The 20,081-nt window shown below is 64.1% G+C and carries 14 protein-coding genes; 10 read left to right on the forward strand and 4 right to left on the reverse strand.

Features of this window, described 5'->3' with window-relative positions:
* Positions 1–16: 16 nt before the first annotated feature.
* Positions 17–910 (reverse strand): N-acetyltransferase, encoded by an 894-nt coding sequence (locus U5A67_RS10760; RefSeq protein ID WP_321813970.1) that lies wholly within the window; start codon positions 908–910, stop codon positions 17–19.
* A 347-nt stretch (positions 911–1,257) separates the two neighbouring features.
* Here U5A67_RS10760 and U5A67_RS10765 point away from each other — a divergent pair, with 347 nt between their 5' ends.
* From U5A67_RS10765 to U5A67_RS10810, 10 genes are all read left to right on the forward strand, one after another.
* Positions 1,258–2,553 carry an FAD-binding oxidoreductase gene (locus U5A67_RS10765; protein WP_321813971.1) on the forward strand — a complete coding sequence of 432 codons (1,296 nt, stop codon included), beginning with the start codon at positions 1,258–1,260 and terminating at the stop codon, positions 2,551–2,553.
* A 59-nt stretch (positions 2,554–2,612) separates the two neighbouring features.
* Positions 2,613–4,232 (forward strand): ABC transporter substrate-binding protein, encoded by a 1,620-nt coding sequence (locus U5A67_RS10770; protein WP_321813972.1) that lies wholly within the window; start codon positions 2,613–2,615, stop codon positions 4,230–4,232.
* 85 nt (positions 4,233–4,317) lie between these two features.
* A complete protein-coding gene (locus U5A67_RS10775; RefSeq protein ID WP_205981997.1) occupies positions 4,318–5,274 on the forward strand; it encodes an ABC transporter permease in 957 nt (318 codons plus the stop codon).
* A gap of 36 nt (positions 5,275–5,310) precedes the next feature.
* A complete protein-coding gene (locus U5A67_RS10780; RefSeq protein WP_321813973.1) occupies positions 5,311–6,306 on the forward strand; it encodes an ABC transporter permease in 996 nt (331 codons plus the stop codon).
* The gene (locus tag U5A67_RS10785) at positions 6,307–8,010 is read left to right on the forward strand and encodes an ABC transporter ATP-binding protein (protein WP_321813974.1); all 1,704 of its coding nucleotides are present in this window, start codon (positions 6,307–6,309) and stop codon (positions 8,008–8,010) included. It abuts the gene before it with no gap.
* A 63-nt stretch (positions 8,011–8,073) separates the two neighbouring features.
* Positions 8,074–9,555 carry an NAD-dependent succinate-semialdehyde dehydrogenase gene (locus tag U5A67_RS10790; RefSeq protein WP_321813975.1) on the forward strand — a complete coding sequence of 494 codons (1,482 nt, stop codon included), beginning with the start codon at positions 8,074–8,076 and terminating at the stop codon, positions 9,553–9,555.
* A gap of 206 nt (positions 9,556–9,761) precedes the next feature.
* Positions 9,762–12,755 carry an FAD-binding and (Fe-S)-binding domain-containing protein gene (locus U5A67_RS10795; protein ID WP_321813976.1) on the forward strand — a complete coding sequence of 998 codons (2,994 nt, stop codon included), beginning with the start codon at positions 9,762–9,764 and terminating at the stop codon, positions 12,753–12,755.
* Between the two features lie 90 nt (positions 12,756–12,845).
* The gene (gene gabT, locus U5A67_RS10800) at positions 12,846–14,138 is read left to right on the forward strand and encodes a 4-aminobutyrate--2-oxoglutarate transaminase (protein WP_321813977.1); all 1,293 of its coding nucleotides are present in this window, start codon (positions 12,846–12,848) and stop codon (positions 14,136–14,138) included.
* Positions 14,139–14,225: 87 nt separating this feature from the next.
* A complete protein-coding gene (locus tag U5A67_RS10805) occupies positions 14,226–15,164 on the forward strand; it encodes a glyoxylate/hydroxypyruvate reductase A (RefSeq protein ID WP_321813978.1) in 939 nt (312 codons plus the stop codon).
* Between the two features lie 352 nt (positions 15,165–15,516).
* Complete coding sequence (locus U5A67_RS10810) at positions 15,517–16,680, forward strand: porin (RefSeq protein ID WP_321813979.1); 1,164 nt, start codon at positions 15,517–15,519, stop codon at positions 16,678–16,680.
* Between the two features lie 71 nt (positions 16,681–16,751).
* Here U5A67_RS10810 and U5A67_RS10815 read toward each other — a convergent pair whose 3' ends face one another.
* From U5A67_RS10815 to U5A67_RS10825, 3 genes are all read right to left on the reverse strand, one after another.
* A complete protein-coding gene (locus tag U5A67_RS10815; RefSeq protein ID WP_321813980.1) occupies positions 16,752–17,591 on the reverse strand; it encodes an ABC transporter permease in 840 nt (279 codons plus the stop codon).
* A gap of 13 nt (positions 17,592–17,604) precedes the next feature.
* On the reverse strand, positions 17,605–18,876 hold the full coding sequence (locus tag U5A67_RS10820; RefSeq protein WP_321814210.1) for an ABC transporter permease: 1,272 nt from the start codon (positions 18,874–18,876) through the stop codon (positions 17,605–17,607).
* Between the two features lie 114 nt (positions 18,877–18,990).
* Entirely contained in the window at positions 18,991–20,016 is a 1,026-nt protein-coding gene (locus tag U5A67_RS10825; protein ID WP_321814211.1) for an ABC transporter substrate-binding protein, read from the reverse strand.
* Positions 20,017–20,081: the final 65 nt, after the last annotated feature.

Below are 20,081 nucleotides of genomic sequence, written 5' to 3' on the forward strand. Positions count from 1 at the left end.
TTCCGATACGGATCGTCTAACCCAGAGCCTGAGCAGCAACGGCAAAGGTGTGCAGGTCGGCGGCGCCAGGCGTAGCGTCGCCGAGTGTCATTTTGGGGACACGATTCACGCAGGTCAACCCAAGGCTTTCGAACCACGCACCGATCGGCACCGCATATTGTTCGACCGCGTCCAGACGCAGGAACTTGCCGGCAGCCATGCCGCAGAGATGGGCGATCAAGGCCTGAGCCAGTTGCGGCTCGGACGCCACCACCGGGCCAATCAAGGTACCGCGCCCGAAGCGGCGCAGAAATGCGAAGCCCAGCATGCCGTCTTCCGAGGCTTCGCTATCCAGCACGATGGCCTGTACGTGCTGATCGAGCCACGCGGCGATCAGCCGGTCGCGCCGCATGCCGTTGGCGCGGGCGTCGAGTTCGCATAACGCGGCTTCGTCCGCGCGGCTTGCCGGGCGCAGACGCGTGCCCGCCGGAATGGCGATCAGCGGCGCCGAACGCGGGCGGCCCTGATACTGCAGCACCGCGCCGCTCTCGCGAAAGCCAAAGCGTTCGACCGCCTGCCGCCAGTGGCCAAACGCATGCACTGTGACGCTGCGCGTTCCCGCACGTTCGATGAGATCGCGCAGCAGCACGGCTTCGGCTTCGCCCGCGCGGTGCGCCGCATCCGAAACCAGCAGGCTGATCGAAGCCGCGTGCTCGTCCCACACGAAAATCTGCCCGAGTGAAGAGATCTGGCCGTCGCACATCACGACCCGGCCCGTACCGAGCGCACTCAGCGACTGCCAGTCGCTCAGCCGATGCGGCCAACCCGCTTCTTCGGAAAAGCGCTGCGCGGCGGGCAAGTCCGCCTCGCACAGATCGCGCAGCGAAAAGCGCGCCGCGTCTACCCGCTCATGTCTGTTTGAATCGTTCATGAAGGTCGAATGGTTTTATCAGCCCCATGATCGCCCGCCGGAATTTGCGCGCGATAGGAAAAACGCCACATGTTTTTCACGCGAAAACAACGTCCATCAGCACAAACCTCAATAGCATCCCCGCGTATTTTTTTGCGCCGTTGCTCAATCAAACAGCATCCAGCATGTCATTTCCGCTGCACGGCAAACAATGCTGTCGAGCCCCCCATAAACCGTAGTTCCCGCTGTGTGAACCGGCCAATACGATGCGAAGCCTCCGTTTTGGCGTGATTCAATTTCATCACTGTTCTTCACCCGGGCGGTCATTACCGCCTCACCCTGGTTGAACCTGGAGATCGCATCTGTCGATGAAACTCGATTCGTATTGGAAGGAAGGTGTCGAGGTAACGGAGCACACCACCGCGCCGCTGCCGTCCAGCGCAGACGTGGTGGTGATCGGAGCCGGATTTTGCGGGCTCTCCGCGGCGCTGACGCTGGCTCACGCCGGCGCGCGCGTGGTGGTGCTCGAAGCCAACGATACCGTGGTCGCCGAAGCCTCCGGCCGCAACGGCGGCCATGTGAACAACGGTCTCGCGGTCGATTACGCGGCGCTGGCCGCGCAAATCGGTGCTGAAAAAGCGCGCTCGTTCTATCAGCTTTACGACGCCGCCGTCGATACCGTCGAGCGCATCGTGCGCGAAGAAGCGATCGACTGCGATTTCATACGTCACGGCAAGCTCAAACTGGCCTCGCGACCGGCGCACTACGACGCGCTCGCGCGCAGCTACGAACGCCTGATCACCGACGGCGTAGACACCGACATCGAGCTGCTCGATCGCCATACCGTGCGCGCCGAAGTGGACAGCGACAGCTACCACGGCGGTCTGCTTTATAAAAAGAGCGCCCAGATGCATATGGGCCGCTTCGGCAAGGGTCTCGCCGAAGCCGCACAACGCGCGGGTGCGCAGATTCATACGCGCACGGCCGCCCTGCGTCTGGAGCGCATCGCGAACACGGCGCACGGCTATCGCGTGCAGACCGCGCGCGGCACCGTGCAGGCCGGCAAGGTGCTGCTCGCCACCGGCGCGACGCGCCACGGCAACTACGGCAGCTTCGGCTGGATTCGCCGCCGCGTGGTGCCGATCGGCAGCTTTATCGTAGCGAGCGCACCGCTGGGCGAGGCCCGCGCACGCGCGTTGCTGCGTGAGCGCCGCACCTATGTCACGACCTCGAATCTGCATCACTACTTCCGCGTGTCGCCCGATCATCGGCTGATCTTCGGCGGCCGCGCGCGTTTCGCGGTGTCCAATCCGCAGTCGGATGCCACCAGCGGAAAGATCCTGCGCGAAGGCCTGCTGGCCACTTTCCCGCAACTCGCCGACGTGCCGCTCACGCATTGCTGGGGTGGCATCGTCGATATGACGCAGGACCGCCTGCCCCATGCGGGCGAGCGCGACGGCCTCTTCTATGCGCTGGGTTTCAGCGGCCACGGCACGCAGATGTCCACGCATACGGGCCGCTGCATCGCCCGCACGATGCTCGGCGAGCGCGCGGCCAATCCGTGGTCAGGGCGCGACTGGCCAGCGGTGCCGGGCCATTTCGGGCCGCCGTGGTTCCTGCCTTTGATCGGCCTCTACTACAAGATGAAAGACGCCATTGCCTGACGACCCGCGCAAGCGCATTCCGTTTTCAACCATGATTTTGCCTCCAGGAACGTGTAGCCATGTCTGAAAGTAAAAAACTCGAAACTCTCGTTGGCGCACCGGAATCGGATCGTCTGATCGGCGCTCTCCAACACGGCGCAACCCGTCGCGACGTGCTGCGCATGCTCGCGGCAGGCGGCATGCAACTCGCGATGGCCGGCACGCTCGCCGGCGTGGCAGGCACTGCGTATGCACAGACGCCGCGCAAAGGCGGCAAGATTCGCGTCGCGGGTGACAACGGCTCGGCGAACGACACACTGGACCCGGCCAAACAGTCGAACAAGACCGACTATTGCCGCGGCACGATGCTCTACAACAATCTGGTCGAACTCGACGCCACGCTCGCGCCGCGCCCGGCACTGGCCGAATCGTTCACCACCACCGATGCGCGCGTCTGGGTGTTCACGCTGCGCAAGGGCGTGACCTTCCACGACGGCAAGGCGCTCTCGCCCGCCGACGTGGTGTTCTCGATCATGCGCCACAAAGACCCGGCCGTCGCCTCGAAAGCAAAGACGCTGGTCGACCAGATCGACAGCGTGAAGGCCAGCGGTCCGAACGAAGTCACGGTGACGCTCTCCGCGCCCAATGCGGATCTGCCGGTGATTCTCGGCACGTTCTATTTCCATATCGTCAAGGACGGCACGAACGATTTTTCGAAAGGCATCGGCACGGGTCCGTTCAAGCTGCAAACCTTCCAGCCGGGCGTACGTTCGATCATGGTTCGCAATCCGAACTACTGGAAACCGGGCCTGCCCTATCTCGACGAAATCGAATTCGTGGGGATCGGCGACGAAAGCGCGCGCGTCAATGCGCTGCTCTCCGGCGACATGGATCTGGTCGCGTCGATCAACCCGCGCTCGGTGGCGCGCGTGAAAGGTTCGTCGAATGCCAGCGTGTTCGTCACGCAGTCGGGCCAGTACACCGATCTGATCATGCATCGCGACAGCGGTCCCGGCGCCAACCCGAACTTCGTGCAAGCCATGAAGCTGCTGCTCGACCGTAACCTGATGAAGCAGTCGATCGCGCTCGGTTATGCGGTCACCGGAAACGATCAGCCGATCGATCCGACCAACCGCTTCTACACGCCGGGCCTGCCGCAAACGCAGATGGATCTGGACAAAGCGAAGTTCTACCTCGCCAAGGCCAATCTGGGCAACACGCCGATTCCCGTGGTCGCCTCGCCCGCCGCGATGTATTCGGTCGACATGGCGCTGATCCTGCAACAGACGGCGCGCAAGGTCGGCCTGAATCTGGACGTCAAGCGCATGCCCGCCGACGGCTTTTGGTCGAACTACTGGCTGAGCGCGCCGGTGGGTTTCGGCACGGTCAATCCGCGCCCGAACGCCGACACGCTGTTCACGCAGTTCTTCAAGTCGGATGCGCCCTGGAACGAGTCGCGCTGGAAGAATCCGAAGTTCGACCAATTGCTGCTCACGGCGCGCGCCGAAATGGACGTGGCCAAACGCAAGCAAATTTACGCCGATATGCAGACGATGATCCGCAGCGACTCCGGCATCGGCATTCCGCTGTTCCTCGCGACCATCGACGGTCACAGCAAGAAACTGCAAGGCCTTTCGCCGATTCCGCTGGGCGGCATGATGGGGTATTCGTTCGGCGAGCACGTATGGCTGTCGGCCTGATCGCGCATCGAGGCAAACAGCGAAGCAAAAAGCGCCGTGCATCGCAGGGATGCGCGGCGAGCGGTCCATTTGAGGGGTGTCCGACATGAACACTGTGATTGTTCGCCTGCTGGCGCGCCGCGTGGGCGCTGCCGTTCTATCGCTACTCGCGATCTCCGCCATCGTGTTCGCGATTACCGCGGTATTGCCCGGCGACGCCGCCCAATCGCAGCTAGGCCAGGACGCCACGCCCGAAGCCGTGGCGGCGTTGCGCGCGCAGATGGGTCTCGACGTGCCAGCGCCCGTGCGCTACTGGCACTGGCTCACCGGTATGCTCACGGGCCACGCGGGCGAATCGATGCTCACGCATCTGAGCGTGTCGAGCCTCGTTGGCGATCGCCTGTCGCATTCGCTCCTGCTCGCGGGCATCACCACGCTGGTTTCCGTGCCGATCGCGCTGGCGCTCGGCATTCTGTGCGCCGTGCTGCGCGGGCGCGCGTTCGACCGCACGGTTAGCGTCGGCGTGCTGGCGGTGGTTTCGGTGCCGGAATTCCTGGTCGCCTCGCTCGCCGTGCTGCTGTTCGCAGTCAAGCTGCAATGGCTGCCCGCGCTCGCCTATCTCGACGATGGCGCGCCGTTCGGCCGCGTGCTGCGCGCGCTCGCCATGCCGGTGATGTGCCTGTGCTGCGTGATCGTCGCGCAGATGGTGCGCATGACGCGCGCCGCGCTGATCGACCAGTTGAAGGCGCCGTACATCGAAATGGTGCGACTCAAGGGCGCGACGTCGTTCCGCATGGTGATGTTCCATGCGCTGCCCAACGCGATCGGCCCGATCGCCAATGCGGTGGCGCTGAGCCTTTCGTATCTGCTGGGCGGCGTGATCATCATCGAGACGGTCTTCAACTACCCGGGCATCGCCAAGCTGATGGTCGATAGCGTCAGCCAGCGCGACATGCCGGTCGTGCAGGCCTGCGCGATGATTTTCTGCTTCGCCTATCTCGTGCTCGTCACGCTCGCGGACGTCTGCGGGATTCTCGGCAATCCGCGCCTGCGCCATCGCTAACGCGTCATCACCCTTTCGCTTGTGGAGTTCAAGAAGATGACCCAATCGACCTCTGAGGGCAAACTCGCGCCACCTGCGGCCGACGCCGTGGCCGACCTGAGTGCGCACCCGCGCTTCATTCACCTGCGCCGCACGCTGGGCGGCCTGGGCGTGCCCGGCTGGATCGGTCTCGCGATCGTGCTGGTGTGGATCGCCGCCGCCATCGCCGGGCCGCTGGCCGGTGACGGCAGCAGCACGTCGCCCGACAACGTGCAGATTTTCGCGAGCGCGAGCGCCCAGCATCCGCTCGGCACCGACTACCTCGGCCGCGACATGCTCGACCGCGTGATGATGGGCGCGCGCTATACCGTGGGACTCGCGCTGATCGCAACGCTGCTGGCCAGCGGCATTGGCACTGCGCTGGCGTTGCTGGCGATTGTCGGCGGTCCGAAGCTCGACGCCGCCATGAGCCGAACGCTCGATACGCTCACGGCGATTCCGAGCAAGATGTTCGCGCTCATCATGGTGGCGGCGTTCGGCTCCTCCACCGTCATGCTGACCGCGACGGCGGCGATCATCTATCTGCCCGGCGCCTACCGCATCGCCCGCTCGCTCGCCATCAACATCCACGCGATGGATTACATCGCAGTCGCCCGCACACGCGGCGAAGGCACGGCCTACATCATGCTGCAGGAAATCCTGCCCAACATCCTGAGCCCGATGCTCGCCGATCTGGGGCTGCGTTTCGTCTACGTCGTGCTGCTGCTCGCGAGCCTGAGCTTCCTGGGTCTCGGCATCCAGCCGCCCGACGCCGACTGGGGCTCGCTCGTGCGCGAAAACCTCGACGGTCTCGCCGAAGGCGCGCTCGCCGTGATCGCGCCTGCGCTGGCCATCGCCAGCCTGACGATCGCCGTGAATCTGGTGATCGACAACCTGCCGGGCGGCGCGCGCAAGGCGAGCCGCGATGCCCGCCGTCAGGCCCGGTTCAACGAAAAATTCAACGCTACGCGTCGCGCGCAGATCGCGAGCGCAGCCGACGAGGAGGCACGCTAAATGGGCGCGGCAATTCATGTCAAAGACCTGACCATCATGGCGGGCGAATCGGTGCTGGTGGATCGTCTCGCCTTCGATATCGCGCCGGGCCAAGTGCTCGCGCTAATTGGCGAATCCGGCTCCGGCAAGACCACGACAGCGCTCGCCCTGATGGGCTATGCGCGCGACGGCTGCGCGATTGCGCCGGACAGTTTCGTCGATGTCGGCGGGCGTAACGTCGTCGCGCTCGATGCCGCCGCGCAGCGCGCGCTGCGCGGTCGCGTGGTCACGTATATCGCGCAGAGTGCGTCGGCGTCGTTCAATCCTTCGCGCACGATCATGGATCAGGTGGTCGAACCGGCCCGCATTCACGGCACGATGCCGCGCGCGGAAGCCGAAAAGCGCGCCGTCGAACTGTTCCGCGAACTCGCCTTGCCGAACCCGGAAACCATCGGCGCGCGTTATCCGCATCAGGTGTCGGGCGGACAGTTGCAACGGCTGATGGCCGCGATGGCGCTGATCACCGACCCCGATCTCGTGATCCTCGACGAACCCACCACGGCGCTCGACGTGACCACTCAGGTCGAAGTGCTGCGCGCCTTCCGCCGCGTGGTGCAGCAGCGCAAGACCAGCGCCGTGTATGTCAGCCACGATCTGGCCGTGGTCGCGCAGGTCGCCGATCACATCCTCGTGCTGCGCCACGGCAAGATGCGCGAGTACGGCGAGTCGGACCAGATCCTGCACGCGCCCGAAGACGACTACACGCGCAGTCTGCTGGCCGCCGCGCGCCCGAAGGAGCGTCACGCGGCTACGCCGGATGACGACACTCGCGTTCAGACGGCTGCGCGCGCCGACGCCCCGCTGCTGCACGCGGACCCCAACGGCACGCGCATGCCCCCGCAACCTTTGCTGCAGATCGACGCGCTGTGTGCGGGCTACGGTCCGCTCGACGCGCAGGGCCGCCCGCAAAACCGCATCCTCGATAAAGTCGATCTCAAGCTCTATCGTGGTCAAGCCATTGGCGTGATCGGCGAATCGGGTTCGGGCAAGACCACGCTCGCGCGCGCCGTGGCCGGTCTGATCGCACCGTTCGAAGGGCGCATTGCGTTTGACGGCAAGCCTATGTCGCCGCAACTCGACAAGCGCAGTCGCGACGAGCTTCGCCGCATCCAGATCGTGTTCCAGATCGCCGACACCGCGCTGAACCCCGCGCATAGCATCGAGCGCATTCTTGCCAGGCCGCTGCAGTTCTATCACGGCCTGCAGGGCAAGCCTCTGCGCACGCGCATCGCGCAACTGCTCGACATGGTGCGCCTGCCCCGCACGCTGATGGAGCGTGCGCCGGCCGCGCTCTCGGGCGGCCAGAAGCAGCGTGTCAACCTCGCCCGCGCGCTGGCCGCCGAGCCTGATCTGCTGCTGTGCGACGAAGTCACGTCGGCGCTCGACACCGTGGTGGGCGCGGCCGTGCTCGATCTGATGGCCGATCTGCGCAAGGATCTGGGCGTGTCGTATCTCTTCATCAGCCATGACCTGCATACGGTGCGTGCGATCTGCGATGAAATCGTCGTCATGCAGCACGGCCGCAAGGTCACCCAGGTCGCGCGCGAAGACTACGAGCGTGGCCCGCATCATCCGTACTACGAACTGCTTTCGCGCTCCGTGCCCGAACTGCGACGCGGCTGGATCGACGAAGTCCAGTTGCCGAAAACCGAAATCGCCGCGTGACTGCTAAAGCGCATCGACACGCGACTGAAACCCCTCACTCTTCACGAGATCAAGGAAAGCACCATGTCTCTGAGCATCAGCAACGACTCCCTGCTGCCGGGCCGCAACTATATCGATGGCGCGTGGGTGAACGCCATCGACGGCACCACCTTCCCGGTCAGCGATCCGGCCACCGACGCCGTGTTCACGCAAGTGCCCAACAGCGGCGCTGAAGACGCAAAACGCGCCGTCGATGCCGCACAGAAAGCGTTCGCGTCCTGGCGCAAGGTGCCGGCAAAGCAGCGCGCCGCCATCATCAAGCGCTGGAACGATCTGATCGTCGCGCATACCGAAGACCTCGGCAAGCTGATCTCGCGCGAACAGGGCAAGCCGCTCGCCGAAGGCAAGGGTGAAGTGCTGTACGCCGCCAGCTACGTCGAATGGTTCGCCGAAGAAGCCACCCGCACGAACGGCGAGATCATTCCGGCGCCAGTGCCGGGCCGACGCATGTATGCGCTCCGCGAACCGGTGGGCGTGATCGCCGCCGTCACGCCGTGGAATTTCCCGGCCGCGATGATCGCGCGCAAGATCGCCCCGGCGCTGGCCGCCGGCTGCACGGTCGTGTGCAAGCCCGCCGAAGACACGCCGCTCACGTCGCTCGCGCTGGTCAAGCTCGCCGAAGAAGCCGGCGTGCCCGCGGGCGTGCTGAACATCGTCACCGCCTCGCGCGAGAACACACCCGCCGTGGTCGACGTCTGGCTCGACGATGCGCGCGTGCGCAAGATTACCTTCACGGGATCAACGCCGGTGGGCAAGCATCTCGCGCGCCGCAGCGCCGACACGCTCAAGAAGCTCTCGCTCGAACTGGGCGGCAACGCACCGTTTATCGTGTTCGACGATGCCGATCTCGACGCCGCCGTCGAAGGCCTGATGATCTCGAAGTTCCGCAACGGCGGGCAGACCTGCGTGTGCCCGAACCGCGTCTACGTGCAGGCGGGCGTGCATGACGCCTTCGTCGAAAAGCTGGCCGCGCGGGTCGGCGCACTGGTGGTCGGTCCGGCCACCAGCGCGAGCTCGCAGATCGGCCCGATGATCAATGCACGCGCGGTCGAAAAGATCGAGCGTCACGTGCGCAATGCCGTGGAAAACGGTGCAAAAGTGGTAGTGGGCGGAACGCGCGTGCAGTCGGAACAGTGCACCTCGGCGAACTATTTCGCGCCGACCGTCCTGACCCACGCCACGCCTTCGATGGATTGCTCGTGCGAGGAAACCTTCGGCCCGGTCGTGCCGATCACGCGCTTCGAAACCGAAGCCGATGTAATCGCCCAGGCCAATGCCACGCCGTTCGGTCTCGCCGCCTACTTCTACTCGACCGACGTGCGCCGCATCTGGCGTCTCGCGGACGCGCTGGAAAGCGGCATCGTCGGCGTCAACGAAGGCGCGCTCGCCGCCGAAGCCGCTCCGTTCGGCGGCGTGAAGGATTCCGGTTACGGCCGCGAAGGCTCGACGCACGGCCTCGAGGAATACATGCACATCAAGTACGTCTGCCAGGGCCAGCTGGACTGAACCTGCACACGACGGGCGGTCAGATCCAGCGCTGTGCATTCTGCTGTTTCGACCGCCCATTTCGATATGTGGTGCTGTGGCCAGGGGCGTTTTCAATTATTTGTGCACGGGCTGCATTTCTATACTGCTTCACGTGCTGCTTCAGTTGCAGCAACGCTGCTTCGTAGTGGAAAACGCCGCACTGGCCACCCATCGCATACCGCTCCATGACACGACTCAAAACCGCCGGCGCGCCGGATCTCAACCAGATGCTGATGCTGCGTCAGCAACTCGAAACGCAGACCACGGCAGAGATCCGCTTCGATCCGGCCACACGCGCGATGTATGCGTCGGAGGCGTCGAACTACCGCCAGCCGCCGATCGGCGTCGTGATTCCGCGCACCATCGACGACTTCAAAACCATCGTCGAACTGTGCGCGAAACTCGGCGTGGCGATCCTGCCGCGCGGCGCGGGCACGTCGATGTGCGGCCAGGCCGTCAACGCCGCCATCTGTATCGATCATTCGAAGTATCTGCACGCGATCGAAGCCATCGATGCCGCAAGCGGTCACGCTATCGTGCAACCGGGCGTGATCTGCGATCAGCTGAAAAAAGCCGCGGCCACGCACGGTCTGACTTTTGGCCCCGATCCCGCCACGCATAGCCGCTGCACGCTGGGCGGCATGATCGGCAACAACTCGTGCGGCGCGCATTCGGTGATGGCGGGCAAGACCGTCGAGAACATCGAACGCCTCGACGTGCTGACGGCAACCGGCGCACGCTTCTGGGTCGGCCCAACCGACGCCGCCGCTTACGCCGACCATCTCGCCGCAGGCGGCGAGCGCGCACGCATCGTCAAGGGTCTGCGCGAACTGGCCGAACGCTATGCGGACGATATCCGCGCCGGTTTTCCGAAGCTCAAGCGCCGCGTTTCGGGTTACAACCTCGATCAACTGCTGCCGGAGAACGGCTTCAATATCGCGCGTGCGCTGGTCGGCAGCGAAGGCACGCTGGCCACCACGATGCGTGCGCAGGTCACGCTGGTCGAAGGTCGGCCTGAGCGCGTGCTGGTCGTACTCGGCTTCGAGACGATTTTCGACGCGGCCGATAGCGTGCCGCATCTGCTGCCGCTGGGCGCGATTGCGATGGAAGGGCTGGACCAGGGCATCGTCGGCGGCCTCAAGGCTTTGGGGCTCAAGCTCGACGACATCGCCGAACTGCCGGCGGGCGACGCCTGGCTGCTGGTCGAATTCGGCGCGAGCACGCGCGAAGCCGCTATCGCACAGGCGCGCGCGATGGCCGAGGCCGCGCAGCAATTTCCGCAACGCCCGAGCGTGCGTTTCGTCGAAGACGCGGCCTTGATGAACCGGCTGTGGACGATACGCGAAACTGGCGCATCCGCGACTTCACTGTCGCGCGATCCTTCAGCGCCCGACCCGGTGGTCGGCTGGGAAGACGCCGCCGTCGAGCCCGCGCTGCTCGGTGCGTATCTGCGCGAATTCACCGCGCTGGTGGCACGCTACGGCTACAAGACCAATCTGTACGGCCATTTCGGCGATGGCTGCATTCATTCGCGCATTACCTTCGATCTGCGCTCGGCCACTGGCGTTCGCGACTGGCGCGCGTTTCTCGATGAAGCCGCGCGCCTCGTGGTCAAGTACCAGGGCTCGCTCTCCGGCGAACACGGCGACGGTCAGGCCAAGGGCGAATTCCTGCACCTGATGTACACGCCGCGCCTCATGCAGGCGTTCCGCGAATTCAAGGCGCTGTGGGACCCGCAAGGGCTGATGAACCCCGGCAAGCTGATCGACGCCATGCCGGTGGACGAAAACCTGCGTATGGGTCCGCAGTACCGCCAGGGCAACGTGAAAGGCATGTTCACGTATCCGATGGCCGCGCGCTCGGTCAACGATGACCAGCCCGCCGATGCGCACGCAGAACGCGGCTACGGACGCGAAACCGAACGCTGTATCGGCATGGGCAAGTGCCGCTCGATGGACGGCGGGACGATGTGCCCGAGTTTCAAGGCCACGCGCGAGGAGCGCAATTCCACGCGTGGCCGCGCCCGCCTCTTCTTCGAGATGCTCAACGGCGAGGTTATCGACGAAACGTCCAACGCCGAAGCCGTCAAGGAATCGATGGATCTGTGTCTGTCGTGCAAGGGCTGCAAGAACGATTGCCCCACGCACGTGGATATCCCGAAGTACCGCGCGGAGTTTCTGCACCGCTATTACAAGACGCGCCGCCGTCCGCTGATGGAGGCGGCGGTGGGCCGCATCGGCGCGTGGCTGCCGGTTGCCACGCGCGTGAGCGGGCTCTTTAACGGTGCAATGCGCCAGCCGTTCGTCAGGAACGCATCGCAGCGCTTTGGTCTCGCGCCGGGCGCCGCGTTTCCGCCTGTCGCGCGGCAGGCCTTTCGCGACACGCCAGCGGCGAAAAAGCTGATCGCGCCGTGGCCGCGCCAGTTTGGCGCGCAGGATGTGGTGATCTGGACCGACACGTTCAACAACGGCTTCTCGCCCGCCGTGCTCGACGCCGCCTTGCGCGTGGTCGAAGCCGCAGGCGGCACGCCGCGCCTCACGCCGCGTCATGTCTGCTGCGGGCGTCCGCTCTACGACGTCGGCCTGCTCGACGCGGCGAAGAAGAACCTGCTCGACATCGTCGAGATGATGCGCGCGCCGGTTGCCGCAGGCGTGCCCGTGCTGATTCTCGAACCTAGCTGCCTTTCCGTGTTCCGCGACGAAATGCTGGCCTTGATCGGCCACGATGCCGAAGCCGGTCAACTCGCGCGCGATCTGTCCGCCGCGTGCATCACCGTGGCGGAATATGCGCAGAAACGCGGGCTAAAACTGCCCAAAGACTTGCCCGGCGAGCGCCAGGGCGCGGAGCCTGTGCATGTCCACACGCACTGCCATCAGCGTGCATGCGGCGGCGCGGGGGCGGAGAAAAGCCTCGGCGCGAAAGTGCTCGATACCGGTTGTTGCGGTATGGCCGGCGCGTTCGGCTATCACCACAAGACCGCGGAAGTGGCGAAAGCCGTCGGCGAAAAGGAACTGGTGCCGAAGCTCGCGGCGCTCCCCGCCAACGCCATCGTGGTCGCCGACGGTTTCAGTTGTCGCACGCAAATCGGCAAGCTCACCGGCCGCACGGCGCAGCATCTCGCGCAAGCGATCGCCAAAGCGAACCCTCCCGTGCGTAGCGGTCCGGACGATCCCGCGTAGCGGGCAGCAGCCAGCCCGTGCGACATGACTCATTCACCTTTGCTCAACACCGCCTGAATGCGGTAACGCACCCTCAAGAGAGAACCTGACATGACCCGCGACAACCCAACCCTCATCGAACATCGCCAGCATCACGTGCCGCGCGGCGTCGTCACCGCTCATCCGCTGTTCGTCGACAAGGCGCAAGGCGCGGAACTATGGGACGTCGAAGGCCGCCGCTTTATCGATTTCGTCGGCGGGATTGGCGTCCAGAACATCGGCCATAGTCATCCGCGCGTGATCGAAGCCGTGCAGAAGCAGATGGCGAAAGTCACGCACGCCGCCTTCCAGGTGGTGGGCTACGAGGTCTACACGCAACTGGCCGAACGCCTGAACACGCTTGTGGGCAACGGCGAACACTACAAGTCGTTCTTTTCGACCACCGGCGCGGAAGCCGTCGAAAACGCGATCAAGGTCGCGCGCGCCTGGCGCAAGGTGCCGGGCGTGATCGCCTTCCGTGGCGGCTTTCACGGCCGTACGCTGCTGGGCTCGACGTTGACGGGCATGAGCGCGCCGTACAAGCAGAATTTCGGTCCGATGGCGGGCGAGGTCTATCACACGCCCTATCCCGACGCGTACCGCAACTTCAGCGCCGCCGATGCGATTCGCTCGCTCGAAGACCTGTTCGCCACGCAGATCGCGCCGGACCGCGTCGCCGCGATCATTCTGGAGCCGGTGCAAGGCGACGGCGGTTTCCTCCCGGCGGGCAAGGAATTCATGCAGGCGCTGCGCGAACTGACGACGCGCCACGGCATCGTGCTGATCTGCGATGAAATTCAGGCAGGCTTCGGGCGCACCGGCGAGATGTTCGGCTTCCAGCACTTCGGCATCCAGCCCGATGTCATCACGGTTGCCAAGAGCCTCGCGGGCGGCCTGCCGATTTCCGGTATCGTCGGCCGTGCGGAGATCATGGACGCGCCGCTGCCCGGCGGCCTGGGCGGCACTTATGGCGGCAACCCGCTGGGCTGCGCGGCGGCGCTCGCGGTGCTCGACGTGTTCGAAGAAGAACAGCTGCTGGCGAAGGGCCGCGCACTCGGCACGAAGATGCACTCGGGTCTTGACCAGATCGCGCGCGACCACGCGGCGATCGGCACGGTGCGCGGCCTCGGCCCGATGGCGGCGCTGGAATTCGTGCGCGGCGGCGATCCGTTCCAGCCAGACGCCGATTTCGCTCAGGCCGTCATCGATCAATGCCGTGAGGACGGCCTGCTCGTGATTAAATGCGGCGTGCACCGCAACACGGTGCGTCTGCTGGCGCCGTTGACCGTGAGCGACGCGATCCTCGACGAAGCACTGACGATCCTGCGCAACTCGGTAACGAAGGTATCGGCCAAGACGCGCTAAAGTCCACCAAGGCCACGCTTGGGTTCGGGAGCGCGTTCAAGAATGCATTCGCGGCCGAACCCACGCGCATTTCATTTGGACCTATCCATGCTAATGGTCGTCAAATCGGGTGGACCGGAAGCGCTGCCGCAATGGCGGTCGCTCTACCGCGAACTGTTGCCCGAACTGGAAATCGTCGGTTGGGACGATCCGGCGCTCGATCCCGCGAAAGTCGAATACGTCATGGTCTGGGAACCGACGCCCGGACGCCTCGCCCAGTTTCCCGCCCTGCGCGTGATCCTGAGCAGCGCCGCGGGCGTGGACCACATTACCCGCGATCCTTCCGTGCCCGCGCATTTGCCGATCGTGCGGATGGTGACGCCCGAAACCGGCGAGCGCATGGCTGACTTCGTCACCGCCTGCGCCTATGCCATCGCGCGCGACTTTCCGCTGCTGCGCGAAGCGCAAATGGCGCGGCGCTGGGACGAAGGCCTCGTTGGCCGTCGCGCGAGCGAAACCACCGTGGCGATTCTCGGGCTGGGCAATCTGGGCGTGGCGTGCGCCCAGCGGCTTGCCATCAATGGCTTTCGCGTCAAAGGCTGGGCGCGCACGCCCAAGCAGATCGCGCAGTGCGAGAGCTTTGCCGGCGACGACGGGCTGCACGCCTGCGTTGCGGGCGCGGATATAGTTGTCAATCTGCTTCCCGATACGCCCGCCACGCGCGGTCTGATCGACAGCGGTTTTCTGGCTGCGCTGCCGCGCGGTGCATCGCTGATCAACGTGGGCCGCGCGCCGCAAGTCGATCTGCAGGCCGTGGTGACGAGCCTCGATGCCGGGCATCTGCACAGCGCGTTTCTCGACGTATTCGATACCGAACCGCTCGCGCCGAATGATCCGCTGTGGCAACACCCCAGACTGTGGGTGAGTTCGCATATTGCTTCGGCGGTGTCGCGCGAAAGCAAAGCCCGGCAAGTCGTCAAAACGATTCTCGCCGACCGCGCGGGACAGGCTCTGGAACACGTGTACACCGCCGATTTCGGTTATTGATCGCCTGAGTAGCACCTCGAATCCCCTCAATCCCCAGCGGGCAACTGCCGGGGATTTTTATTTATTCGTATTCCAAACTTTCTTACATCGCGAATAAACCGTGGTGCGCCCCGCCCTCTTATGGCGAAAACGGCAGCATATGCCGAATCGCGGCTTGAAAGCACAGTAATCGCGTGTCTGGCGATTTTATACAGAACGAATCCGCAGTTTTAGCGTGCTCCAATTGAGCCTCTGAATCGAATCGCCCCGACGAGGCGATGGCAGTCTGCGATGGCGTTACTTGCTTCAAATGACTGGCCAATCAATCTGGACTACGAATTTCCAACCACACTCTACAGCTTGGAGTACACAAATGAAGAAGACCGCCCGAAACACGTTAGGCGCCGGTGTATCCGTCGCACTTTTTGCAGGTGCCAGCCTCGCTCACGCGCAGAACAGCGTGACTCTGTACGGCGTTGCCGACACCGGTATTGCGTACGTCAACCACGCAAGCGGCAGCAAGAATGCCGTGACGATGTCCAGCGGCAACCTGAGCGGCAGCCGTTGGGGCCTCAAAGGTTCGGAGGATCTGGGCGGCGGTCTGAAATCCGTGTTCCAGCTGGAAAGCGGTTTCAATATCAATACCGGCGCAGCGGGCCAGGGTTCGCGCCTGTTCGGCCGTCGTGCCTTTGTGGGTTTGAGCAGCGCGGACTGGGGCACGCTCACGGCGGGTCGTCAGTATGAAGCGTCGGTCGACATGATTCAGGCCATCACCGGCGACAACTACTTCAGCACGATGTTTACGACGCCGGGCGATATCGACAACAACGATAACGACATGCGCGTCAACAATTCGATCAAGTACCTCAGCCCGAACTGGAAGGGTCTGCAGGTCGAAGTCGTCTACGGTTTCAGTGGTCTCGCGGGCCAGACCGGCCAGGGCTACACCTACTCGGGCGGCGTGTCGTATGCGAACGGCCCGCTGAATCTGGCGGCCATGTATATGCGTTTGACCAACGAACCGTCTTCGGGCGTCAAGCGATCGACGTGGGCCAGCAGTGCGGATTCGCTATTCGTCAGCCCGATCAACCAGGGTTACCAGAGCGCGAAGTCGATGGGCGTGGCGGAAGCGGCCGCGCAATACGCACTGGGTTCGCTGCTGATCGGCGCGTCGTATAGCAACGTGCAATACCAGAGCGATGCGGCTTCGAGTTTTTCGGGCGAGCAGCACTACAACGTCGGCAAGACGTTTCTCGCGTATCGCTTTACGCCGGCGTTTCTTGGCGGGATTGGCTATGAGTTCGTGAAGGCTTCGGGCGATACGTCCGCGACCTATAACGAAATCAGTATCGGCGCGGACTATAACCTGTCGAAGCTCACCGATGTCTATGCGCTCGCCGCTTATCAGCATGCCAGCGGCACGCAGCGCAAGGCCGACGGCACGCTACAGGCTGCGGTCGCCTCGATCGGATCGTACGGACGTAGCGGCACAAGCAGCCAGTCGATGGTGATTGTCGGCATTCGCCACAAGTTCTGATGTAATTGAAGATCGATGCCTGCCTGTACGTTTTCAGGCAGGCATCGATTTCGCCGCTTGTTTAATGGCCGTTATGCCTTGACGGCACGCGCGGCATTGCGTCCGCGCAGCCATTCGAGCGCGAGCAGCAGGCAGGTGGAAAACACAATCAGGATGGTCGCCAGCGCGGCAATGGTCGGGCTGATGTTTTCGCGGATGCCGGTGAACATCTGGCGCGGCAGCGTCGTTTGATCGGCGCCTGCGAGGAACAGCGTGACCACCACTTCGTCGAACGATGTTGCGAAGGCGAACAGCGCGCCGGAAATCACGCCCGGCGCGATCACGGGCAGCGTGATGCGGAAGAACGTCGTGACCGGATTCGCGCCCAGCGACGAGCTCGCGCGCACGAGGTTGTGATTGAAGCCCGCGAGCGTGGCTGACACCGTCGTCACCACAAACGGCACACCCAGCGAAGCGTGCGCGAGAATCAGGCCGATATACGTGTTGGCCAGCCCGAGCGGCGCGAAGAACAGATACATGCCCACGCCCACCACCACCACGGGCACGATCATCGGTGAAATGAGGATCGCCATCAGCAGCGACTTGCCGCGGAAGTCGGCCTTGTTCAGCCCGATGGCCGCCAACGTGCCGAGCACGGTTGCCACCACCGTCGCCAGCGGCCCGACGATAAAGCTGTTCTTCGCCGCCATGCGCCATTCGTCGGACATGACGAGATTTTCGTACCAACGCAGCGACCAACCCGGGATCGGATAAACGAGGAACGTGCTCGACGAAAACGACAGCGGCACTATCGCCAGCACGGGCAGGATCAGATACAGCAGCGTGAGCACGGCGAGGCCGCGCAGCGTGAAATACCAGACGCGTTCGATGCCCGAGGTATGCGGCGCAAAAAGCGGTTTCGCGAATTTCATGTCGTTGCCCCCGTTAGCCGAGGCTCAGGTTCGTGCGCGTGAAACGCACGTAGACGAAATACAGCACGGTCGTGGCTGCAAGCAGAAGCGCGCCGAGCGAGCACGCCATGCCCCAGTTGATCGACACGTTCGTGAAGTAGGCCACGTAGTAGCTCACCATCTGGTCGGCCGGGCCGCCGAGCAGCGCGGGCGTGATGTAGTAGCCGATCGAAAGGATGAACACCAGCAGCACGCCCGCGCCGATGCCCGGATAGGTCTGCGGCACATACACGCGCCAGAAGGCCGCGAACGGATGGCTGCCGAGCGACACGGCGGCGCGCTGGTACGTCGGCGGAATCGACTTCATCACGCTGTAGAGCGGGAGCACCATGAACGGCAGCAGAATGTGCGTCATCGAGATATAGACGCCCACGCGGTTGAACAGTAGTGCGAGCGGCGCAGAGATGATGCCGGTGCCAAGCAGCGCCTTGTTCACGAGCCCCTCGCTTTGCAGGATCACGATCCACGCGGCCACGCGCACAAGAATCGAAGTCCAGAACGGAATCAGCACGAGGATCATCACGAGATTCGCGCGGCGCTCGGACAACGTGGAGATCCAGTAAGCAAGCGGATAGCCGAGCGCGAGCGCGAACAGAGTGACGAACACGCTGATCACAAAAGTGCGGCCGAATACGGAAAGGTAGATCTGCTGCTCGGGGTCGGCGGGCACGATGCTGCCGAACGCGTCCTGCTTGTGGTCGAGCGAGGCGAGCAGATAGAACGGCGAATAACGGCCGCTGTTCTTCGCGATGGCCTGCCAGTACGTCACGTCGTTCCAGCGGTCGTCGAGTTCGACGATCTTGGCGTGCGTCTGCGCGGGCGTGAGCGGTTTGCCATCGTCGTCGGCGAGCGGCATGGCGCGGGCGGTCTTCGCCACCAGCGAACGATAGCCGGCGATTTCCACGTTCAGGCGGCGGGCCAGCGCGCCCATGGCGTCGCCGTCCTGCACGGCTTGCAAATCCTGCGCGAGTGCGACATAGGCTGCATCGGGCGGCGTGCTCTTGCGGTCCCAGCCATGCAGCGCCGCAACCGTGTGCGGCAGCGCGGTGGCCACTTCGGGATTCTGCACGGCACGCGTGAGCAGCGCCGCAATCGGCACGACGAAAATCAGCAACAGAAAAATCGCCAGCGGCGCGACCAGCAGCAGCGCCATCGTGCGCTTCTTCGCCTGCGCGAGACGCAGTTCGCGCTTGAGGCGCGCGCTCGATTCGCTGGCGTCATCGGCTACATGGGTTGCGCTTGTCATCGTTGTCACATCAGGTCTCCTGCACTGCCGCCGTTGTGCGGCACGCGCCGCACAACGGGTACGTCAACGGTTCACGCGTCGATCATGCTTTGATCGACGCTTTGATCCACACGCTTACTTCGCTGCCCACGAAGCGAAACGCTGCTCCAGTTCGTCGCCGTGGTCGGTCCAGAACGTGAGGTTCTGCTGCACCGCGTTCTTGCCGTTGGCGGGCGAATTCGGCAGGTTGGCCAGCGTCTTCGCGTCGAGCGCCTTGATCGCGTTTTCGTTCACCGGACCGTAGGCGATGTGCTTCGCGTATTCCTGCTGCGGCTTCGGCGAGAGCGTGTAGGCGATGTACTTGAGTGCCGCGTCCTTGTTCGGCGTGCCCTTCGGAATTGCCCAGTAGTCCAGATCGTAAATGCTGCCGTTCCACACTACCTTGAGATTCTTGCCTTCGCGCTGCGCGGCGTCGATACGGCCGTTGAACGCCGTGGACATCACCACGTCGCCGGCGACGAGGAACTGCGGCGGCTGCGCGCCCGCTTCCCACCACTGGATATTCGGCTTGAGTTCGTCGAGCTTCTTGAACGCGCGGTCCTGACCCGCCTTCGTCGAGAGCACCTTGTAGACGTCCTGCGGCGCCACGCCGTCGGCCATCAGCGCGAATTCGAGGTTGTACTGCGCGCCCTTGCGCATGCCGCGCTTGCCCGGGAATTTCTTGGTGTCCCAGAAGTCGGCCCAGCTCGCGGGCGCGGTCTTGAGCTTGTCGGCGTTATAGGCCAGCGCCGTGGACCACACGAAGAAGCCCGCGCCGCACGGCTGCTGCGCCGCCTTCATGAAGTCGCTCTTGTTGCCGAGCTTCGACCAGTCGAGCTTCTCGTACAGGCCTTCGTCGCAGCCGCGCGCGATATCGCCAGTTTCGACTTCGACCACGTCCCAGTTGACGTGCTTCGCTTCGACCATCGCCTTAACCTTGGCCTGCTCGCCGTTGTATTCGACGGTGGTGATCTTCGTGCCCGACTGCGCCTGGTACGGCTCGTTGAAGGCCGCCTTCTGCGCGTTGCCATTCGCGCCGCCAAAGTTCACGACCGTGAGTTCCGCCGCGTGCGCCGCGCCGAACGAGAGTGCGAGCGTGGCCGCGACCGCCGCAACGCGCATGTTGCCGATCTTCTTCATGGTGAGTCCCTTCTCCTTGGTGGTTTGTCTTGCCGGGCCTTCAGCAC

The sequence above is a fragment of the Paraburkholderia sp. J69-1 genome (assembly GCF_905220255.1).
Taxonomy (GTDB): domain Bacteria; phylum Pseudomonadota; class Gammaproteobacteria; order Burkholderiales; family Burkholderiaceae; genus Paraburkholderia.